Source organism: Winogradskyella wandonensis (assembly GCF_004346845.1).
GTDB lineage: Bacteria > Bacteroidota > Bacteroidia > Flavobacteriales > Flavobacteriaceae > Winogradskyella > Winogradskyella wandonensis.
The window spans coordinates 25427-44880 of record NZ_SMGI01000006.1 but is presented as its reverse complement, the minus strand read 5'-3'; the positions used below and the strand labels follow the sequence as shown (position 1 = coordinate 44880).

At 33.5% G+C, this 19454-nt stretch carries 18 protein-coding genes; 3 read left to right on the top strand and 15 right to left on the bottom strand.

Going from position 1 to position 19454, the window contains the following annotated elements:
- The first annotated feature begins 3 nt into the window (after window positions 1-3).
- Window positions 4-708 (top strand): response regulator transcription factor, encoded by a 705-nt coding sequence (locus DFQ05_RS13215; protein ID WP_132706073.1) that lies wholly within the window; start codon window positions 4-6, stop codon window positions 706-708.
- Between the two features lie 31 nt (window positions 709-739).
- Here the strand turns inward: DFQ05_RS13215 and miaA are convergent, their stop codons facing one another.
- The 9 genes from miaA to DFQ05_RS13170 all read right to left on the bottom strand — a co-directional run bounded on the left by miaA (window position 740) and on the right by DFQ05_RS13170 (window position 10777).
- Entirely contained in the window at window positions 740-1651 is a 912-nt protein-coding gene (gene miaA, locus DFQ05_RS13210; protein ID WP_132706071.1) for a tRNA (adenosine(37)-N6)-dimethylallyltransferase MiaA, read from the bottom strand.
- The gene (locus DFQ05_RS13205) at window positions 1644-2528 is read right to left on the bottom strand and encodes an ion transporter (RefSeq protein WP_132706069.1); all 885 of its coding nucleotides are present in this window, start codon (window positions 2526-2528) and stop codon (window positions 1644-1646) included. Before DFQ05_RS13205 ends, miaA begins: the two co-directional genes overlap by 8 nt.
- 18 nt (window positions 2529-2546) lie before the next feature.
- Entirely contained in the window at window positions 2547-4499 is a 1953-nt protein-coding gene (locus tag DFQ05_RS13200) for a DUF3858 domain-containing protein (RefSeq protein WP_132706068.1), read from the bottom strand.
- 2 nt (window positions 4500-4501) lie between these two features.
- Entirely contained in the window at window positions 4502-5866 is a 1365-nt protein-coding gene (locus DFQ05_RS13195; protein ID WP_132706067.1) for an exonuclease domain-containing protein, read from the bottom strand.
- Window positions 5867-5936: 70 nt separating this feature from the next.
- Window positions 5937-6605, bottom strand: a complete 669-nt coding sequence (locus DFQ05_RS13190; protein ID WP_132706065.1) for a YggS family pyridoxal phosphate-dependent enzyme — start codon at window positions 6603-6605, stop codon at window positions 5937-5939.
- A 50-nt stretch (window positions 6606-6655) separates the two neighbouring features.
- Window positions 6656-7528: a DUF7477 domain-containing protein gene (locus DFQ05_RS13185; protein WP_132706064.1), complete on the bottom strand. Its 873-nt coding sequence runs from the start codon at window positions 7526-7528 to the stop codon at window positions 6656-6658.
- 60 nt (window positions 7529-7588) lie between these two features.
- Window positions 7589-8827: a DUF1015 domain-containing protein gene (locus DFQ05_RS13180; protein ID WP_132706063.1), complete on the bottom strand. Its 1239-nt coding sequence runs from the start codon at window positions 8825-8827 to the stop codon at window positions 7589-7591.
- A 9-nt stretch (window positions 8828-8836) separates the two neighbouring features.
- Window positions 8837-9727: a 3-hydroxyacyl-CoA dehydrogenase family protein gene (locus DFQ05_RS13175; RefSeq protein ID WP_132706061.1), complete on the bottom strand. Its 891-nt coding sequence runs from the start codon at window positions 9725-9727 to the stop codon at window positions 8837-8839.
- Between the two features lie 90 nt (window positions 9728-9817).
- Window positions 9818-10777 (bottom strand): Gfo/Idh/MocA family protein, encoded by a 960-nt coding sequence (locus DFQ05_RS13170; protein WP_132706059.1) that lies wholly within the window; start codon window positions 10775-10777, stop codon window positions 9818-9820.
- Between the two features lie 177 nt (window positions 10778-10954).
- Here DFQ05_RS13170 and DFQ05_RS13165 point away from each other — a divergent pair, with 177 nt between their 5' ends.
- Window positions 10955-11596, top strand: a complete 642-nt coding sequence (locus DFQ05_RS13165; protein WP_132706057.1) for a protein-L-isoaspartate(D-aspartate) O-methyltransferase — start codon at window positions 10955-10957, stop codon at window positions 11594-11596.
- Window position 11597: 1 nt separating this feature from the next.
- On the opposite strand, the gene DFQ05_RS13160 is transcribed toward DFQ05_RS13165, so the two are convergent.
- The 5 genes from DFQ05_RS13160 to smpB all read right to left on the bottom strand — a co-directional run bounded on the left by DFQ05_RS13160 (window position 11598) and on the right by smpB (window position 17635).
- Window positions 11598-12068, bottom strand: a complete 471-nt coding sequence (locus tag DFQ05_RS13160; RefSeq protein ID WP_132706055.1) for a hypothetical protein — start codon at window positions 12066-12068, stop codon at window positions 11598-11600.
- Between the two features lie 4 nt (window positions 12069-12072).
- The gene (locus tag DFQ05_RS13155) at window positions 12073-13896 is read right to left on the bottom strand and encodes a Xaa-Pro dipeptidyl-peptidase (RefSeq protein WP_132706053.1); all 1824 of its coding nucleotides are present in this window, start codon (window positions 13894-13896) and stop codon (window positions 12073-12075) included.
- A 77-nt stretch (window positions 13897-13973) separates the two neighbouring features.
- Window positions 13974-14495, bottom strand: coding sequence for a hypothetical protein (locus DFQ05_RS13150; protein ID WP_132706051.1), 522 nt, complete (start codon window positions 14493-14495; stop codon window positions 13974-13976).
- A gap of 108 nt (window positions 14496-14603) precedes the next feature.
- A complete protein-coding gene (locus DFQ05_RS13145; protein WP_132706049.1) occupies window positions 14604-17063 on the bottom strand; it encodes a DUF5686 and carboxypeptidase regulatory-like domain-containing protein in 2460 nt (819 codons plus the stop codon).
- 113 nt (window positions 17064-17176) lie between these two features.
- Window positions 17177-17635, bottom strand: coding sequence for an SsrA-binding protein SmpB (smpB, locus tag DFQ05_RS13140; RefSeq protein WP_132706047.1), 459 nt, complete (start codon window positions 17633-17635; stop codon window positions 17177-17179).
- Window positions 17636-17751: 116 nt separating this feature from the next.
- Here smpB and DFQ05_RS13135 point away from each other — a divergent pair, with 116 nt between their 5' ends.
- Entirely contained in the window at window positions 17752-18519 is a 768-nt protein-coding gene (locus DFQ05_RS13135) for a DUF6503 family protein (protein WP_132706045.1), read from the top strand.
- Here the strand turns inward: DFQ05_RS13135 and DFQ05_RS13130 are convergent.
- A complete protein-coding gene (locus DFQ05_RS13130; RefSeq protein ID WP_132706043.1) occupies window positions 18505-19392 on the bottom strand; it encodes a histidine phosphatase family protein in 888 nt (295 codons plus the stop codon). The two genes, DFQ05_RS13135 and DFQ05_RS13130, sit on opposite strands and share 15 nt — an antisense overlap.
- Window positions 19393-19454 lie beyond the last annotated feature (62 nt).

The window sequence follows — 19454 nt, the reverse complement described above, 5'->3', positions numbered from 1 at the left end:
ATTATGGAAGAACAAAACAAGAAAATACTTTTAGTAGAGGATGATCCAAATTTTGGAACCGTTCTTAAGGATTACTTAATAATGAACGATTTTGATGTTGTTCATGCAAAGAATGGTATGGAAGGATTCGAAAAGTTTAAAAAAGACGATTACGACCTTTGCATCTTGGACGTAATGATGCCTTACAAAGATGGATTTACCTTGGCAAAAGAAATACGTGAGAAAAACACAGATGTACCAATCGTTTTCTTAACGGCAAAAGCAATGAAAGAAGATGTGCTAAAAGGCTATAAAGTCGGTGCTGACGATTATCTAAACAAACCTTTTGATAGTGAAGTACTATTAATGAAAATAAAAGCAATTATGCAGCGTAAAGCTACAGATAGTGTGGCGGATAGTAAACAATTTGAGTTCGAAATTGGAAGATTTCACTTAAATTCTAAATTACGTTTCTTATCGTTCGATGGTGGAGAGCCAGAAAAGCTTTCGCCTAAAGAAAACGAATTATTGAGGTTACTAGCGCTTCATGAAAATGATTTAATGCCACGTGAATTAGCATTGACAAAAATTTGGAGAGACGATAACTACTTTACGTCACGTAGTATGGATGTGTATATTGCCAAACTACGTAAGTATTTAAAACCAGACCCAAATGTTGAAATTCTCAATATTCATGGAGAAGGATTTAGATTGGTAATTAACAAATAGAATTGCAATTTCATAAATATTAAAAAGCCAGCTAATTAGTTGGCTTTTTTTCTTCAATATGGTTTATGATTTTTTCTATGTTTTCTTTATAGTCAAACCAAGCAATCGATTTATCTTTCCTATACCATGTTAATTGGCGTTTGGCAAAACGTCTTGTGTTTTTTTTAATTTCCGAAATTGCAAAATCTAGTGACCATATACCATCAAAATAGTTAAAGAGTTCTTTATAGCCAACGGTATTAAGAGCGTTGAGATGCTTAAATGGAATCAAGGATTCCGCTTCCTTAACTAATCCATTTTCAACCATAATATCTACACGCTTATTTATGCGCTCATAGATACGCTCTCTATCTGCAATAACGCCTATTTGTACGGTCTTAAAAGGGCGTTTAGTCTTTTTCTTGTTCAAGAAACTAGAGTAGGGTTTACCAGTGCCTATGCATATTTCTAAAGCTCTAATTAACCGTTGAGGATTATCAACAGCTATTGTGTTATAAGCTTTTTTATCTAGTTGTTTTAACTGAATTTGGAGTTGTTTTATACCTTCGGACTTTAATGTGATGTTAAGCTCTTCTCTAATATGCTCTGAAACATCCGGAAATTCATCTAAGCCATGAATTACCGCATTGCTATACAATCCTGAGCCACCGACCATAATAACCTCATCATGAATTTTAAATAGATGATTTAGTTTTTTAATAGCATCTTTTTCAAATTGCCCTACGTTATACGGTTCTTTAATTGAAATATGTTGAATAAAGTGATGCTTTACCGCATTTAATTCTTCTGGATTAGGTATTGCCGTACCTATATTCATTTCTTTAAAAAATTGTCGTGAATCTGAAGAAATGATTTCGGTATTAAAATGATTTGCTAGTTTAATACTTAATGCGGTTTTTCCAATACCTGTAGGTCCGACAATGGATATTAGCGTTTTAGTCATGATGAAGCACTTCTCCGCATTTATAACAAAATTCGGCACCATCGATGTGTTTTTCAGCCAGACAAGACGAGCAGCTTTGCGTATTTAACGGAACGATTTTTAGCTCAGATTCATTTTTATCCGAATCACTTTTAGATGTATTATCTTTTTTATTCGATGCTTTGGCATACTCCGCAGATACAATGCCTGTTGGCACTGCAATTATACCATAACCTAAGACCATAATTATAGTAGTTATAAATTGTCCGAGCGGTGTTTGTGGGGCAATATCACCAAAACCAACTGTTGTTAAAGTAACGATACACCAATACACACTTTTTGGGATATTTGTAAAGCCATTAGCTTCACCTTCAACTAAATACATAATAGTCCCAAAAACTACGGAAGATACCATAACGGCGAATAAAAAGACTAAAATCTTAATACGACTAGCGATAATAGAATCTTTCAGCTGGTTTGAGGCACCTAGATATCTCGCTAGCTTTAGTATTCTAAAAACTCTTAGTAGGCGAAGTGCTCTAAGGGTAATTAGTGCCTGTGCGCCTCCAGCAAAAAAGAAAGCTAAATACATCGGAATTGTAGATAAAAAATCTATAATTCCAAAAAAACTAAAAACGTATTTTAAAGGCTTCTTTACACTAATTAGCCTTAGGATATATTCTACACTAAAGAGAATAGTTATAATCCATTCGCCAATATAAAGTACGTTGTGATATTGTACATCAATAGAGTTAACACTCTCTAGCATAACTAAAATTATGCTCAGGATAATTAGTATAAGTAAGAAAACATCAAACAATTTTCCAGAAGGCGTATCTGCTTCATAAATAATTTCGTGAAGCTTAGTGCGCCAATTGTGTTTGTGAGTTTCTTCCATGTTTTAAAAGTACAAAAGTTATTTTTTCTCTAATACAATAACTGTATTGTTTTGTATTTCTACAACTTTACTCATGAACTCTTTTAACACGTTATAATATTCAGGGCTATAAATTGTTTTGTTAAATTTAAGTTTAAAAAAAACAGTTATTTTATTATTTTGTTCAGTACTTGAAAAAAGAATGGAGCCAGTTCTATTTGGTAGCGAAAATCTTTTATTTTTAGGTAATTCGAGTACTTCTAATTTATCTCCTATATCAATTTCTATAGAATAAAAGTACATTTGTTTGTAGCCAAAGTCAATCGGATATGTTCGCTGCGAGAGCTTAAAAGGGTTTTCTGAAAAAAACTGAATAAAAAAAGGATTGAAATATAGTTTATTATCAATAAAATCCTCCTCTAATTTTATGTCCATTGTTTCAATAAACTCAAAGTCATTCTTGTTTTTATTTATTTTTTTATGATTACTTATAGTAACACGTTCATTTGAGTTTTTTAGTTTGTTTAAATATTCTAAAGGATTATTGTCATACTCTTTTCTTATTGAGTGAGATAAATATCCGGTTTTTTTATTTTCAATATTGCCAACGATATTAAAATTATCCTCTAACTTTAGTTTAGCTTTAACTTGGTTTAATGATAGTCTATTTATGCTTATGTCCTGCCACCTAGTATTTTTAGTTTCAATGTTGTATAATCTTCCGTAATGATTTAGTGCTCTAAATGGAAGCTCTCCAAACGAAAGATAGGGGTCGGTTGCATCAAGAAAAAAACTTTTACCATCAATTAGTATAACTAATATCATATAATTAAATTCATCAATTATAGGGTAAATTTTAGTTGGAAAGCCATAGCTCCGCGTAGCCGTTAGTATTGGATTAACGTCAAAATCATTATGAGATAAAACATTTTGTAGCAAAAGATTTAATTCGAAGGCATTACCAATTTTATTCTTTAACAATCTTTTTACCGAGGCATTATACCTTCCTGAGCTTTCGTCCCACTTATAATTATCTATAATGTATTGATAAATTGCTTTAGCTCGCTTAAGGTCATCGGATATCCCTAAAATTTTCTGGGGAACTATATTTTTGGTGTAATTTTGTTTTCCTACGAGTTGTCCAAAATTTTCATCGGTTTGAAGTTCAAAATCAGCATCTTTCCACGTTTTAGATATTTTATCTACGTATCCATCAAAACGTCTAAAAACACTTAAATTGTATTCAATCTTAGACAAATAATTATTTTTCGAGGTTGTAAAACCTTCTTCAATGTAAGCAGGAACATTTTTCATAACGTATTTTGCTTCAGCACAATTAGCAAAACTGCCATTACCGATACTTAGACAATGTTTTTTTACACCAGATTCTTTAAAATCTAGTTTTTGATTTCCAATAAGTCTAATATTATATTCCCAATTTCCAGGAATACTTGTGTTATACTCGCTGTACAACTTTGGAATATTTTCTTGAAAGTACCATGCTTTAAAATTATTCATAAATGGAGATTCAATTGTGTAAGAGTAAGTAATGATTGATCCCACTTTTGCATTGGGAATAAGAAATTTAACGATGTCTATTCTAGGATTATATTCTTCTTGAAAAATTGATTCCTTAGTTAATTTTGTTTCATTTAACTTATTCTCGATTAATTCAAAGGAACTTCCCTTTAAATCTTTAATTTTCTCTTTATCTCTAGAATTTTTCCTTAATATAATTTCTACCGTTGCATTTTTGAGACCTTCTTTAGACAAAATTTTTACTTTTCTCTTAATTTTTGTTGTCAGTTTGTAAGTATTTGTACTGAAGTAACTATATCCGTATTCATATACTACTAATCCGTTAGCAGTGGAATCTTTATCATATACGTTTGTTAGTAAATCTGATTTGGTTACGTTCATTCCAATCTCAAAATCCTGGGCATATAAACCAAATGAAAATAAAATAAAGAATATTAAAAAGAAGTTTCTCATAACTAAAATGAAATTATTTTTAATCGCTTTTTATGACGTCTTACGTAGCTTTGGATGATGTGTTTGTTATCTCTATTATCGGTCATAGGTGTAATTAAAGATAGAAGTACGTCTTTATTGTTTATTTGATGATTTAAATCAAAAAAACCTAGACCTTTAAAAACACCATTTTCAATAACCACCACACTTTTCTCATCAACATATCGGCCTCTATCAATAATTAGCATATTTTTATTCTCGTAGCTGTATAAATCTACAAAACCATTAACCCGACTATTGTAATCTTCAGAGGATTCTTCCAAGATACAAGCGCCTCCACATTCTGAGATACCATAATTAAAACAGCTAGATTTGGTCCTTTCTAAACCTGTTAGCTTTTGGCAAAGCTCAAACGTTTCTACAGCATAGTTGATAAAGCTTATAGCACTTTGTCTATTTGTAAATGTTGTAATAGGGCGTTCTTTTTTATATGCCGAGTCTATTTTTAGATTTACATAGCCGTTTTTGTCTATAAACTGGTAAAGCGCATACGAGAAATTATTGCGCTTTAGTGCTCGATTAAGTATAGGTTTATTCTTTTTTATTTCTTCACTTTCTTTAAGCAGCGCAACGAGTTCGCTACCTGTACGCTCAAAAGTAACAGAGTTTACATTTGCTTGAATTTTTTTTGACTTTGAATTTGTCCCAGTAAAATGTTGTGTAATTCGTTTTTTAATGTTGTTACTCTTGCCGATATATATTATGTCCCCAGCTTCATTATGGATATAATAAACACCAGTTTCTGTAGGTAATTCTTCAATTATCGTCCTAAGATTCGAAGCAATTTTTGGTCTATGTTCAATTTTTATAGACGACTTAATAATCTCTTTTTTTAAATCCTTATTAAGTAGCATCTTAAAAAGTTTAACCGTTGCTTTTGCATCACCGTCCGCTCTGTGCCTATCGCTAATAGCAATTCCAAGATTTCTGGTAAGTTTACCTAAACTGTAAGAAGGCATGTCGGGGATAAGTTGTTTGGATAATTCAACGGTACATAGTGTCTTTCGTTTAAAAGGAAAACCTAGTCGTTTAAATTCGGTTTTAAGTATGCGATAATCAAAAGAAGAATTGTGTGCGACAATGACACAATCTTCGGTTATTTCTACGATACGCTTGGCAACTTCGTAGAACTTTGGAGCATTTCGGAGCATTTTGTTATTAATCCCAGTTAGATTAACAACAAAAGGTTGTATTTCTCTTTCGGGGTTTATTAAGCTTATAAACTGGTCTACGATTTCATGACCATCAAACTTATAAATGGCTATTTCTGTAATGCCTTCTTCATTAAATTTTCCACCTGTGGTTTCTATGTCTAATACTGCGTAGATATTATTAATCTTAGGTTTATTTATTTGGAAGAAATATAGGAGTATTTAAACTAAAAATCAAAAAAATGAATCAGTCGTAATTTCTAGCGCCAAAAATACTGCTACCAATACGCACCATATTACTGCCGCAGTCAATTGCTAATTGGTAATCGCCACTCATACCCATAGATAAAGTTTTCAGTTTGCAGTTTTCAGTTTGCAGTGGTTTTAAATCATCAAAAACAGATTTTAAAAACTGAAATTCTTTTTTTACTTGCCTTGTATCGTCTGTAAATGTTGCCATACCCATAAGACCAATAATCTTTATATTTTCTAATTCTGAAAACTTCTGTGAGTTAATGATAGTTTTAGTATCTTGGACTGATAATCCAAATTTAGAATCCTCTTCTGCAATTTTAATCTGAAGTAGGCAGCTAATCACTCTATCATGCTTTTTTGCGTACTTGTTTATTTCTTTAAGCAATTTTAAACTATCTACGCCGTGAATTAAATCTACAAACTCTGCCATATACTTTACTTTATTGGTTTGTACATGGCCAATCATATGCCATTTTATATCTTTTGGCATGGATTCCCATTTCTCAGTCATCTCTTGGATTTTATTTTCTCCGAAAATGCGCTGACCGGCATTGTAAGCTTCCATTAAATCGCTAATGGGCTTTGTTTTAGAAACAGCAACGAGTGTTACGTGATTAGGAATTTCTTTTTTAAGAGTAGTTAAATTTTCTGTTATTGACATATCAGTTTTTCTAGGCCTACAAAGATAAGAAACTGATGCTTTACAATTGCTTAACTACCCGACCAACCTCTAGTAATTTCGTCCTTTGGGAAGTTTACACGAGTTCTCCATATTTGCCCATAAAAGCCTGTTCCTTTTGCTCCAAGTAAAGCCCAGACACCATCACCATAAGTTACTGAAATTACAGATTTTTGCGCATCCCAAAGTTCTTTTATTTCTGTAGATGGAAACTCTATTCTTGTACGCCAACTTTGGCCATAATATCCAGAACCTTTAGAAAAAACGATAACCCATTTGCCTTTAGAATAGTTTAATAGTGTCACTAATTTGTTTTTATCCCAGTTTTTTTTGATTTCGTCCTTAGGAAAATCGTTACGAGTCATCCAAGTTTGTTCTTTTAAACCAGTGCCTTTAGACATTACTAAAACCCATTTGTCTTTACAATATTCTAAATGTGTTATGGTTTTTCCCTCGTCCCATCCTTTTCGAATCTCATCTTTAGGAAACTCTATCCTCGTTTTCCAACTTTGGCTGTAATAGCCTGTGTTTTCTGACATTACCAAGACCCAAAGGCCGTTTCCGTATGTTAGGGTTGTTATCGTTTTATTGTCTTCCCAGCCTTTTTTTATTTCATCTTTAGGAAACTCTATCCTAGTTCTCCAAATTTGGTTATTATACTTGCTACTTCTGCTCATCACTAATGCCCAAACGCCATTACCGTAAGAAAGTGACGTTATATACTTGCGATTTCTGTAGCCTTCTTCTATTTCTTTTTCAGGGAAATAAGCCGTGAATGACATACTATTGTCATCAGAAGATTTTAATGTATAATCAAGTTGATTATCCGATTTGGTCGCAAAAGAGCTATAATGACTAGATAACGTGATTAGTAAAAAAAGTAGTAATGCTTTAGAGAAGTCCATCTTTATTAATTTTTACTAAAACTAATAAACTCTTTTTAAAATTAAAAACCACTGAAAGTTTCAAAACTCATAAATAGTAACACCACTTCTTAGTTTTGGCTCTATATAGGTACTTTTTGGCGGCATAGTTAGTCCTTCATCTGCAATGGCTTTCATCTGCTGTATTGTAGCAGGAACCATACCAAAACCTACTTTAAACGCATTGCTGTCCACAAGACTTTTAAGATTAACGATATCTTTTTTTCCACTGAGATAATCAATACGAGTATCGTTACGTAAATCGTTAATTCCTAAAATAGGACTTAATATGGTATCGTATAAGAGTTGTGCATCTAAATCATCTAATGATGTGTTAAATTCATAATTATTTTTTCGTAAATACAACGAATAAAATTCACCATCTAAGTACATGCTAAAATGATGTGCTTTTGAGGGTTTGTAAGGCATTATTCCTCTATTCTCTATGCGATAAATAGTATCTAATTGGATTAAAAATTCTTCCTTAGATAAGCCGTTTAAATCTTTAACAACTCGGTAAAACTCATGAAGCTTTAATTCGGATTCAGGGATTAAAAAACTCATAAAGTAATTATAAGTCTCTTCTCCATTATGGCTTTTATTCTCCGTTTTCAATTCGTTACATAATAAAGCTGAAGATGCTGAACGGTGGTGTCCGTCTGCAATATAAAGCGTGTCCATATTTTCAAATGCATCTGAAATAATCTTTACATCGTTAATATTATTTATTTCCCAGAGGTAATGTGTATCTCTATAAGTAGTAGTAAATTCAAATTCCGAACGTTGCTTTTGAATTTCTGTAATTATAGAAGTGATTTTATCATTATCTGGGTAGGTGAGTAGTACAGGTTCCGCATTAAACCCTACTGTTTTTAGATAATCTTTAAATACAATTTCGCGACTTTCAATCGTGTCTTCGTGTTTTTTTATAACATCATTTTTATAATCTTCAACACTAGCAGCAGCGATGATACCATTAAATACTTGATGATCTCTATCTACAATTCTATAGATATAAAACGAAGGCAATTCATCTTTAACAAAAACACCATCTTCCTTAAATTCTAAATAGCGGTTTTTTACCAATTGGTAACGTTCCTTACCAGATATCTCTTTATCGTATTTATAACCAGGATTAACAATATGCAAAAACGAATACGGATTATAATCTAATCTCGCCTCTCGCTCTGCTTGAGTATAACTCTGATAGGAACGAGAAGCCACAATACTAACTTTATCTCGTGTGGGTTTTACAGCTCGAAATGGAAGGATTTTTGCCATGTTTTTGAATTACTTCAAAAATTGCTTCGCTACTTTTTCAGCCTTTCTGCTTTCAGAATAATCGTAGAAACCTTCTCCAGATTTCACACCTAATTTTCCGGCCATAACCATATTGACTAATAGTGGACAAGGTGCGTATTTAGGATTTTTAAAACCATCGTACATTACATTCAATATAGAAAGACATACGTCAAGACCAATAAAATCTGCTAATTGCAGTGGTCCCATGGGATGCGCCATTCCTAATTTCATTACAGTATCTATTTCTGTTACACCCGCAACGCCGTTGTATAAAGTTTCAATAGCTTCATTAAGCATTGGCATTAAAATACGATTAGCTACAAAACCAGGATAGTCGTTTACTTCAGTTGGTATTTTACCTAAAGTTTTGGACAATTCCATAATGGTATTAGTAACCTCGTCGCTAGTATTGTATCCACGGATGATTTCTACCAATTTCATAATTGGAACAGGGTTCATAAAGTGCATACCAATTACCATTTCTGGTCGTGATGTCGCAGCACCAATCTGAGTAATAGATATAGAAGATGTATTTGTTGCCAGAATTGTATCATCTGGACAAGCTTCATCTAATTCTCGGAAAATCTTAAGTTTTAAATCTAAGTTTTCTGTAGCAGCTTCAACCACCAAGCTAGCATATTCAACACCTTCAGTAATATTTGTAAAAGTGGTTATGTTCCCTAGTGTTTCTGCCTTATCTGCTTCAGTGATTTTTTCTTTAGCTACCATGCGGTCTAAATTTTTTGCAATGGTATCCATGCCTCTTTTAAGAGAAGCTTCACTAATATCTATTAATTGTACTTTAAAACCGGATTGTGCAAAAGTATGGGCAATTCCGTTACCCATTGTTCCTGCTCCGATGACTGCTACGTTTTTCATGTTAATTGTTTTGGTGACTGAGGCTCTCGAAGTCACATCAAATTAATAATAAGGTCACTTCGAGAGCCTCAGTGACCGGTTTATTAGAAATTAAAACTGATTGATAATCATATTTGCCACACGTAAAGCTTCTGTACCATCATGAAGTGTAACAATTGGCTTAGTGTTATTATTAATAGCATCTGCAAATGTTTCTAACTCGTCTAAAATGGCGTTGTTGTTAGATATTTCGGGATTATCAAAATAGATTTGCTTCTTAATGCCTTCCGCATTCTGAAGAATCATATCAAAATCTCCAGGGTTTTCGGGTGCATCTTTCATTTTTACGACTTCGCATTTCTTTTCTAGAAAATCTACTGAAATGTAGGCATCTTTTTGAAAGAAGCGCGTCTTCCTCATATTTTTTAAAGAAATACGACTTGCTGTAAGATTGGCAACACAACCATTTTTAAATTCGATACGAGCGTTAGCAATATCTGGTGTTTCACTTATTACTGATACGCCGCTAGCAGAGATATGCTTTACTGGCGAATCTACAACGCTTAAAATAATGTCGATATCATGAATCATTAAATCCAAAACAACAGGTACATCGGTTCCGCGAGGATTAAACTCTGCTAATCGATGTGTTTCTATAAACATAGGATTTTTAATTTGCTCTTTTACAGCAATAAACGCTGGGTTAAAGCGCTCTACATGACCAACTTGTCCTTTAACCCCATGTTCAGCCACTAATGTTCGGATAGTTTCGGCTTCTTCAACCGTATTTGTAATCGGTTTTTCTATAAAAATGTGTTTTCCTTTGGAGATGGCTTTTTTAGCACAATCGTAATGCGAAAGTGTTGGTGTAACGATATCTACAACATCAACAGCATCGATAAGTGCATCAATAGAATCGAAATAGTTATAGCCAAATTGGTCAACGATTTTTTTAGCGTTTTCAGGGTCAGCATCGTAAAAACCAACTAAATCATATTTTTGAGATTGATTAAGTAATCTTAGATGAATTTTCCCTAGGTGACCAGCACCAAGAACACCAGCTTTTAGCATGTTTTTCAGTTTTTAACAAAAATAATCGTTTTGATTGAAAAATTTTTAAAATGAAGTCATAAAAAGTTTGAATTATGAAATATGTGTTTTTCAAATTCTTTCCAGTACTTTTTGGGATAATTCTTATTGGATTTTCTATGTACGAGCACTATTTTAGCACAAACTAAACTACCATTCTTGAAAGATACATTTAAGCATAAGGGCATGCGTCAGCAATTGGTTGAGGTCTTAAAATCAAAAGGCATAAAAGACCAAAATGTTTTAGCCGCTATTGGTAAAATTCCTAGGCATTTGTTTATGGATTCTGGATTTATAGACCATGCGTATCAAGACAAAGCATTTCCTATAGCTGCAGACCAAACTATCTCTCAACCTTATACTGTGGCATTTCAGACAGAGTTATTAGAGGTTAAACGTGGTGACAAAGTTTTAGAAATAGGAACGGGTAGTGGTTACCAAACTGCTGTACTTCTAGAGCTAGGTGCAAAAGTGTATAGTATAGAGCGTCAGCAAGAATTATTTAAAAAAACATCCAAGTTTTTACCTAAAATAGGATACCGAGCTAAAAAATTAATTTTTGGAGATGGCTATAAAGGTTTACCAGAAGAGGCGCCATTTAATAGCATAATAGTAACAGCAGGTGCACCTTTTGTCCCTAAGCCTTTATTATCTCAATTAGCCATAGGTGGACGTTTGGTTATACCAGTAGGCGAGGATGTACAAATTATGACACTTTTTATTCGAAAAGGACCTAAAGAATTTGAAAAGCATGAGCTTGGCGAGTTTCGCTTTGTGCCACTTTTAGAGGATAAGAATTAGCCTATTCTACTATAATGACATTATTAAAAACTTCGTCTAGCATTTCTTGTTGAGAAATACTCAGTTGATTTGCATACATGGTTAATGAATTAGTTTCTAGAGGATTTTCAAGGGCTTCACTTATGTTGTATAGATGAATTCTAATAGAATTTGACTCTGAGTTTATAGACTTTACAATTTGCCTGTAATGACCACTGATTTCATCTTCATTAACTATATATTGATTTAAACTTGGATTATTTACAGGTCCTGTATACCATCCATAATCGAAAAATATAGATATACCTGAACCATTTATATTTCCAACATAAGAATCAATCCCTTGTTGTTCTTCTAACTTAAATTTAGATGGAAAATTGAAAATATAATTTCCAATTTGAATTGAAGTCGAATCACTTGTTTCGTTCTCATTATTACAACTATACATTTGTCCTAGAAAACAAAATAGAACTATAAATTTCAAACACTTCATTGTCTTAATTTAAAGCTTTTTCCAAAGCATCCTTTCCGCCAACAACAGGAAGCGTAATCGATGTTTTATCTAATTTAATGCTTAATTCTGTTCCAGGTTTTGGATGCAGTGTAAATTCAGGGTCGCTACTAAAAATCATTAATGCTATTTGTTGTCCTTTTCTAATGATTTGGTCATCTGGTTGCAAATCGAAGTTTACCGTGTAGAATTTGCTAGGCTTTAAAGCTTCTTCATTAGTTAATGATTTGTAATTTTTTGGGTCAGCCCAGCTTCTTGTGATTAAGTCATTGGTAATTTTACCATTTTCTAAAGGCAAAGACAATAAATACACAGAGAGATTAGCAGCCGATTTATTGCTAGAAAGCGTTACACTCACTTTTGGTACTCCAGAAATATGCAAGTCATCTTTTAACGGCGATGTGACGTAGAGTAAGCGGTTTTTAGAGGTTTCAGCTTTTGCTAAATCTTTCCAATTAAAACTAACGTCATCCACTAAGACTTCGGTTCCTTTGTTTCCTTTAGACGTTGTTAAGCCGCCTACTTTATTTCCTCCTGAAGTTAAATTTAACGTCACATCCTCAGCTTCAGGATTTGGATAATCTTTATAGGCCGTAGGTTCATCCCTTTTATCATCTTCTCTTACGATATAGGCTTTGTTTTCTTCATTTTCTATACCATTATCAATACCGTGTAAGTATTTTGTAAACCATTTATTCATCGTAGAAACAGGTGGTGGTCCACCATGACCGTTTTGATGGTAATAAATCGCCGTTGGTAATCCCATTTCTTTAGCCTTCATGTAGATACGATAGCTGTGTTCTGGCATAACATTCCAATCGTTAAATCCATGAGACATTAGCATGGCTGCTTTCATGTTTTTCATTTTTGGTAAATAATCACGATTGTACCAAAAATCATTCATGTCACCAGTTTGTCGGTCCATACCATTTATCATTTCCGTATCTCGAACGGTTTTGTTGTTGTAGGCGCGTTTGTCTTCATCTCCACTATGCACAAAATCATAAAGTACATCGATATCTTCACCTAGATATCCGCCTGGCGAACGCACCAAACCATTAGAACGGTAATAATGATAGTATGATGTATTTGGTGCAATTGGAATTATCACTTCTAAACCGTCTACACCAGTAGTTGCAGCAGCTAGAGGCAAAGTACCGTTGTATGAAGTTCCTGTCATTCCAACTTTACCAGTTGACCAATAGGCTTTTATTTCTTCGGTTCCGTTACGTTCTGTATAGCCTTTTCTCTTTCCAGTTAGCCATTGAATAACTGCCTTTGGAGCTAATTCTTCATTAAGTCCGCCAATAGTTGGTGCGCCATCAGATAATCCTGTTCCTGGGGATGATGAATGCACGACGATATAACCTCTTGGCACCCATTTTCTGATATGTGAGTTTGAAATAATTGGGCGTTTTCCACGACGCTTTACTTCTGGATGAAAGCGTTCTTCTCCGATTTCTCCAAGTTCGTGTTTTACATTCCACATAGTTCCTGGAGCATCTGCAGCAACTCCGGCAAAATATGGGCTTGTTACATAGATAACAGGAAGTTGTAAACCTTCGGTTTCGGTTTGGTTTGGTCGTGTTACCGACACATGCATACGGTCTAACTCGCCATCACCATCGGTGTCAAATTCGGTTTCTACCCATAAATCATGGCGTAACCAATCTTTAGGATTACTAAAGGCTTTTACAATTTGAGCTTCACCGTCTTTAAAAATTGGTGTTGCTTTTTCTTGAGAGGTTGTTGTTAATGAGAAAACTAAAGCAAATAGAATAGCCGCTTTAGTAAATGTAAATAACTTCATAGTCGAGAATAAAAATCAATTTTGCTAAAATTAAGAACTTAATCCATCAACCGCCAAATTATTCAATTTTATTAACATTAATTAGAAAGATATTTTTCGGGAATTGGAAAAGACTCCGATTCTTGCATCCAGTAAATGTTTACAATCCACCAACGTTTGCCGTCGTTTAGTAATTGAATACTGTTAATGCCTCGCATAAATGGTGTAGTGTCTGTCTTATTTCTAAACGATTCGTAAGTACTGAATACTTGGGTAATATGACCAAAACTATTTGTTTTACGGCTTATCTCAACTTCATGAAAACCATTTTCTAAAAGCCATTTTCCAGAGGTTTTTATATAGTCATCAGGTGTCATGTAGCGCGCAATAGTTTCGCCATCTTTATTTTTGCCTGTAGGAATTAATTTTGCGTTTGGGTGAAATAAATGCTTGAACAACTCCCAATTGCGTTCAACACCTTTATCTCCAGAAATAACTTTATATAAGGTCTCGATTGTATTATCTAGCGTGGCTACGTTTTTTAAGTAGTCAGGAGTTTCTGTTTCTTGAGAATAACAATTCAGAAGAAAAATGAGGAATAGAAATGATATTTTTTTCATTTTATATGATTTTTAGTTGGACACGAATGGTTCTAATAAACACGAATAATAATTGAGTTTAAATTAGTGAAAATTTGTGCTATTCGTGTCGAGATTGAGCGTCATATTTTAGAAAAATTTGAGTCCAAACACAAAGGCATCACCTTGATAGCCGTTTTGGTAAGACCTAATATAATCAAATCGTAGGAAACGCCATTTTCCCCAACCAATATTATCAAGTCCTATTGAAAATTCTTGATATGGTTTGTTATCTGGAGTTGCTAGGTTATGCGCACCAACAACAAGGTTAAAGTTCAATTTATTCAATAGCGGAATTTTACCTAGGATAAAGCCATTAAAATCGTGTTCTGCATGCATTTCTAAGTAGCTGTCGTTTGTACTTAAGTCATAATATCCAAGATTATTAAAGACATTGGTGTAGCTTCCACGACGGCTAAAGTTTATTTGATTTCCATTAAAATGTTGAAAATCCATAAAGGCAATATCATCAGCATTAAAGAACTTTCCGGTTCTAATATTATACCCAAAACGACCTTTGTTGCCAATATTAAAAGACTGATATAAGCGCGCTTTAATTTGGTCAAAGTTGTAGTCATTGTTTGTAGCACCAAATCCTTTTTCGTAACCTAAAACAAGTGTTGGATATTTGTTATTAGAAATATTGAATTTACTATCTGGATAACTCAAGTAATTCTGACCAAAATTGATTCTTGCTGAAAGATTAAACTTAAAGATATTATGATTTTCAAAAGGTGCAATACCAAATGCTGTTTCATTTAACGGATTATTGCTTGTGTATGGTTTATTACTATCTGGATAAAAAGTTTGGTCTGTAGTATTAAAAAGGGCATTTCGTCTTTCGTAGCTTAAATTTGAATTGATTCTAAAACCGTTGAATAACTCCTCAGAATAACCAGCTTGTATGAATTGACGTTCGTATAACTTCATATAATTTTCGTTGAACCCAAGTGAAGCAACGGTGTTTTCCGCATTAGAAATGGGGTTTGAAGGATTAAATTGGTTCACTGTAACTCCACCAGCTAGACTTACAAATGCACGGCTAACATTATTAAATTTGTAAGTTAAAACACCCGTAGCTCTTAATCTGTCGTCCGAAAAACCATAATTGAAATTTGCCGTTGCAGAGAAGTAGCGTCTGAATTCATCATAACTTTTTCTGTAAAAAACATTGGCATTTGCATTCCAACCTTGAACTGTATTAAAAGAGGACTCCGTAATTGGGATGTCAAAACCAAAGCTATAATCTTTATGAGAGTTTTGGTAAGTATACCCCAATAGGTTACCAAGCTTAAATTTATTCCGAACTCTATCTACAGAGTCTAGGTATGGTTTCGATTCTTTTACAAGCTGTATACTATCCTTTTTTATGTAATCTTTAGTTTCTTCGCTGGTGAGTGGTACTGGTCTAATTTTATTCCAGAATAAGGAATCCTTTTTATTGGCTTCACTTTCAAAAGCCACCAATTCACGCCCAAAATCTTTCTTGGTGAGAGGTAAATTAAATTCGTAATTACTATAAACGGCTGTAAAACGACCATCACCTTTAATACCAAACAAGCCATAACTAAAGTCAATACTTTGAGAAATTAAAGCCCAAATATCATCAGCTTCAGAATACGAAAAATTTTGTTTTAGTGTAATGATATCTGCAACAGGAATGCGAGCTTGCTCACCTGTGATATCTAACTCGACTGCGTAAAGCGTCCATTGGTCTTCGACTATATATAAGTAACCCGAAAAAATGGGGTCGTTCTCTCGCTTAGGCGTTACTTTTATTTTATTAATAAGATTACCGCGGTCATCATAGAAAACACCATCTAGATTGTAACGGTAGTATCCAAAGGCATTATTGGCAATAGGTGAAATAATTTCGTTACCCAAAGAAATAGTGTTGTTGTATAAGTTGAAATCTACATCTTGCGCATTATTGAAGCTAAAGCCATTATTATCGCCACTAACTTTAGACGCGGTTATCTTTTCTTTAAGACGGTCTGGTCTTAAATATTGAATCTTTGAAATAGTTTCGGATAAGTAAAGAATACCGCTACGTGTAGAGTCTAAACCTTCAATTTCTACCTCTTGTCCAAAAAATTTCTCAGGCGCATCTTTTATTCGCATTAAACCACGAGAATAGAAATCTGCTTTAAAGCTTTCTATCTTTTCAAGATTTTCTTTTCGTTTTGCAATGACTTGACGCATAATGATATTTGCTGGATTTTCTTCAGCATTAATAACCACTTCATCTAGAGATACGTTTTCTTCTTCTAGAGTGATATCTAAATTAAAAGGCAGTTCTGTAACGTTTACAGTTTTTTTAACGGTTTTATAACCCAAATACTGAAACACCAGATTGTAGCTTTTTTTCTCAGTAACATTTAGCTCGTAATAACCAGCGTCGTTGGTGGTCGTCCCTTTGTAGGTGTTTTCTATAAATACATTTACAAACGGAAGTGCTTGGTTTTTGCTATCAGTTATGTTCCCTTTGATTTGCGGGAAGGCTATGAATGAAATAAAAAAGAATAGAATTGAAAGTAGAGATTTTTGCATATTTTTTAATTGATGGTTTGTTAGTATAGACGCACATTTTGTAAAAAAGGTTGTCTAGGATAAATCAAACATAGCTGAATTGTCTACGAAGTAACGTTAGAAATTTCCTAAAGTTATCGGAAATTTTTCCTAATGCGGTCTAGATTACGCTTGTTATCACGGTCTTTTATAGTTTCGCGCTTATCGTAGAGTTTCTTACCTTTTGCTAGAGCGATTATAAGTTTTGCCAGACCTTTTTCATTTATAAACAAGCGTAACGGAATAATGGCATTTCCTTTAATATTTACTTCTTTCTCTAGCTTTTTTAGTTCGCGTTTATTGAGTAGAAGTTTACGTTCTGCCTTCGGTTTATGGTTGTAGTAGTTTCCAAAAGCATACTCTTCAATAGTCATATTAACTACGAAGAGTTCACCCTGCTGATTAAATTCACAAAAACTCTCAGCAATAGAAGCTTTACTGGCGCGGATAGACTTTATTTCCGTTCCTGTTAAAACAATTCCAGCAGTATATTTATCCAATATCTCGTACTGGAATTTAGCCTTTTTGTTGAGTATGTTAATCTTCTGTTGCATAAAGGACAAATTTAGTTTTAAAAGTTATAAGTGAAAAGTTATAATTAAAAAGTTTATTGCATTTAATTATGTAATCATATCCCTAATTTTACGACTACAAAATTCAAATTTTGAAAATGAAATATTTACAGATTTTATTAATACTTCTATTGTTTTATAACTGTAAGAATGAAAACTCCAAAGCTGAAGCGGAGTCTTTGACGGCTAATGAAATAATTGACAAATCAATTGAAGTTGCTGGGGGAGAGAAGTTTGATTCTTCGACGATCAAGTTTGTATTTAGAGACCACAGGTATACTGCTATACGCACTGAAGGAAAGTTTCGTTACACACGTTTTAAAGTTGATGATAACAAAGATTCTATTTTAGATATTTTAAAGAACGAAGGTTTTAGGCGATACATTAATATGCAACAAGTGAAAGTTGCTGATTCTATGATTGCGAAATATACAGCTTCAGTAAACTCCGTACATTACTTCTCTGTTTTACCTCATGGCTTAAATGACCAAGCCGTGAATAAAAAATTAATAGGCGAGGAGCAAATAAAAGGAGTAGACTATTATAGAATTGAAGTGACTTTTGACAAAGAAGGCGGTGGCGAAGATTACGAAGATGTCTTTATCTATTGGATAAATAAAGCGACTTTTAAACCAGATTATTTAGCTTACTCATACAACGAAGATGACGGAAAAGGCATGCGTTTTCGTGAAGCCTTTAATGAGCGTTACGTTAATGGCTTACGCTTTGCGGATTACAATAATTATAAGAGTGATAATCCCGAAATAAAGCTTCAAGATTTAGCAAAAGCTTTTGATAGCAATAAGTTAAAACTACTTTCCAAAATTGAATTAGAAAATGTTGAGGTCGATTTAATCGACTTGTAAAAGCATTGATGAAACATCAGTGTTCGTCATAGTTACTATGTAAAGACCGCCATTGTTATTATCGTCCATCATATCGTATTTTTTATCGCCCAGTAATCCATTTGCAAACATGGGTGTAGTATTGCTATGACCAACAATTAATACGGTTTTTCCTTTGGTATCTTTCATGAATTGTTTCATATCCATATTACGTGGGTCATAAAATTGTAATTCTAAACCAAGAGACTTTGCAGTTGGTAATGCGGTTTCTTTAGTACGATTATAGTCTGTAGAATACACAGCATCAAACTTTACATCTTTGAGCACAGTTGCCCAATTTTCGGCACGTTTTAAACCTTTTTCTGTTAGATGAGGATTTCGGTTAGTCTTATCAGAACGGTCTTTTTCTGCATGACGGATAAGGTAATAGGTGGTTGTAGTATCTTCTTTGTATTCTTTTAGATACGGACCTTCCCAAATCACTTGTTCTATCATCCATTTTCCGTCATCTTTAGAAAGTAAAACATAATCAATGCCCCAAGTACCAGTCACTCTAGCTGCAGCAATATGATTGGCAATTTCTAAAACTTTAACACCTCGCATTTCTGTTTCAGTGCGTAATTTGCCTTGGTCTTTCAGAGATTGTGCCAGAGCTAATGCCTTTTTGTAAGGGAGCGCTTGATAATAGTTGTAGTCTCCTGTTTCCTTGTCTTTTAAATAACCAAACTTATGGAGTCTTGGTTTTAGGGCAGCTTTTAATTTTAAGGTGTCTCCCTGGTAAAATCCATCTATATAATTATTTAAGGTAACTTCTATCTGAGCTTTATCAGATAAGTCTTGACTAAAGCTTATAAATGTGAATAGTAATACTAGGGAAGTAAAGATTGATTTCATGGTTATATCGAATGAAAGATTCTTTCAAATATAGTTTAGAAATTTTATGTGGAATTAAAAGC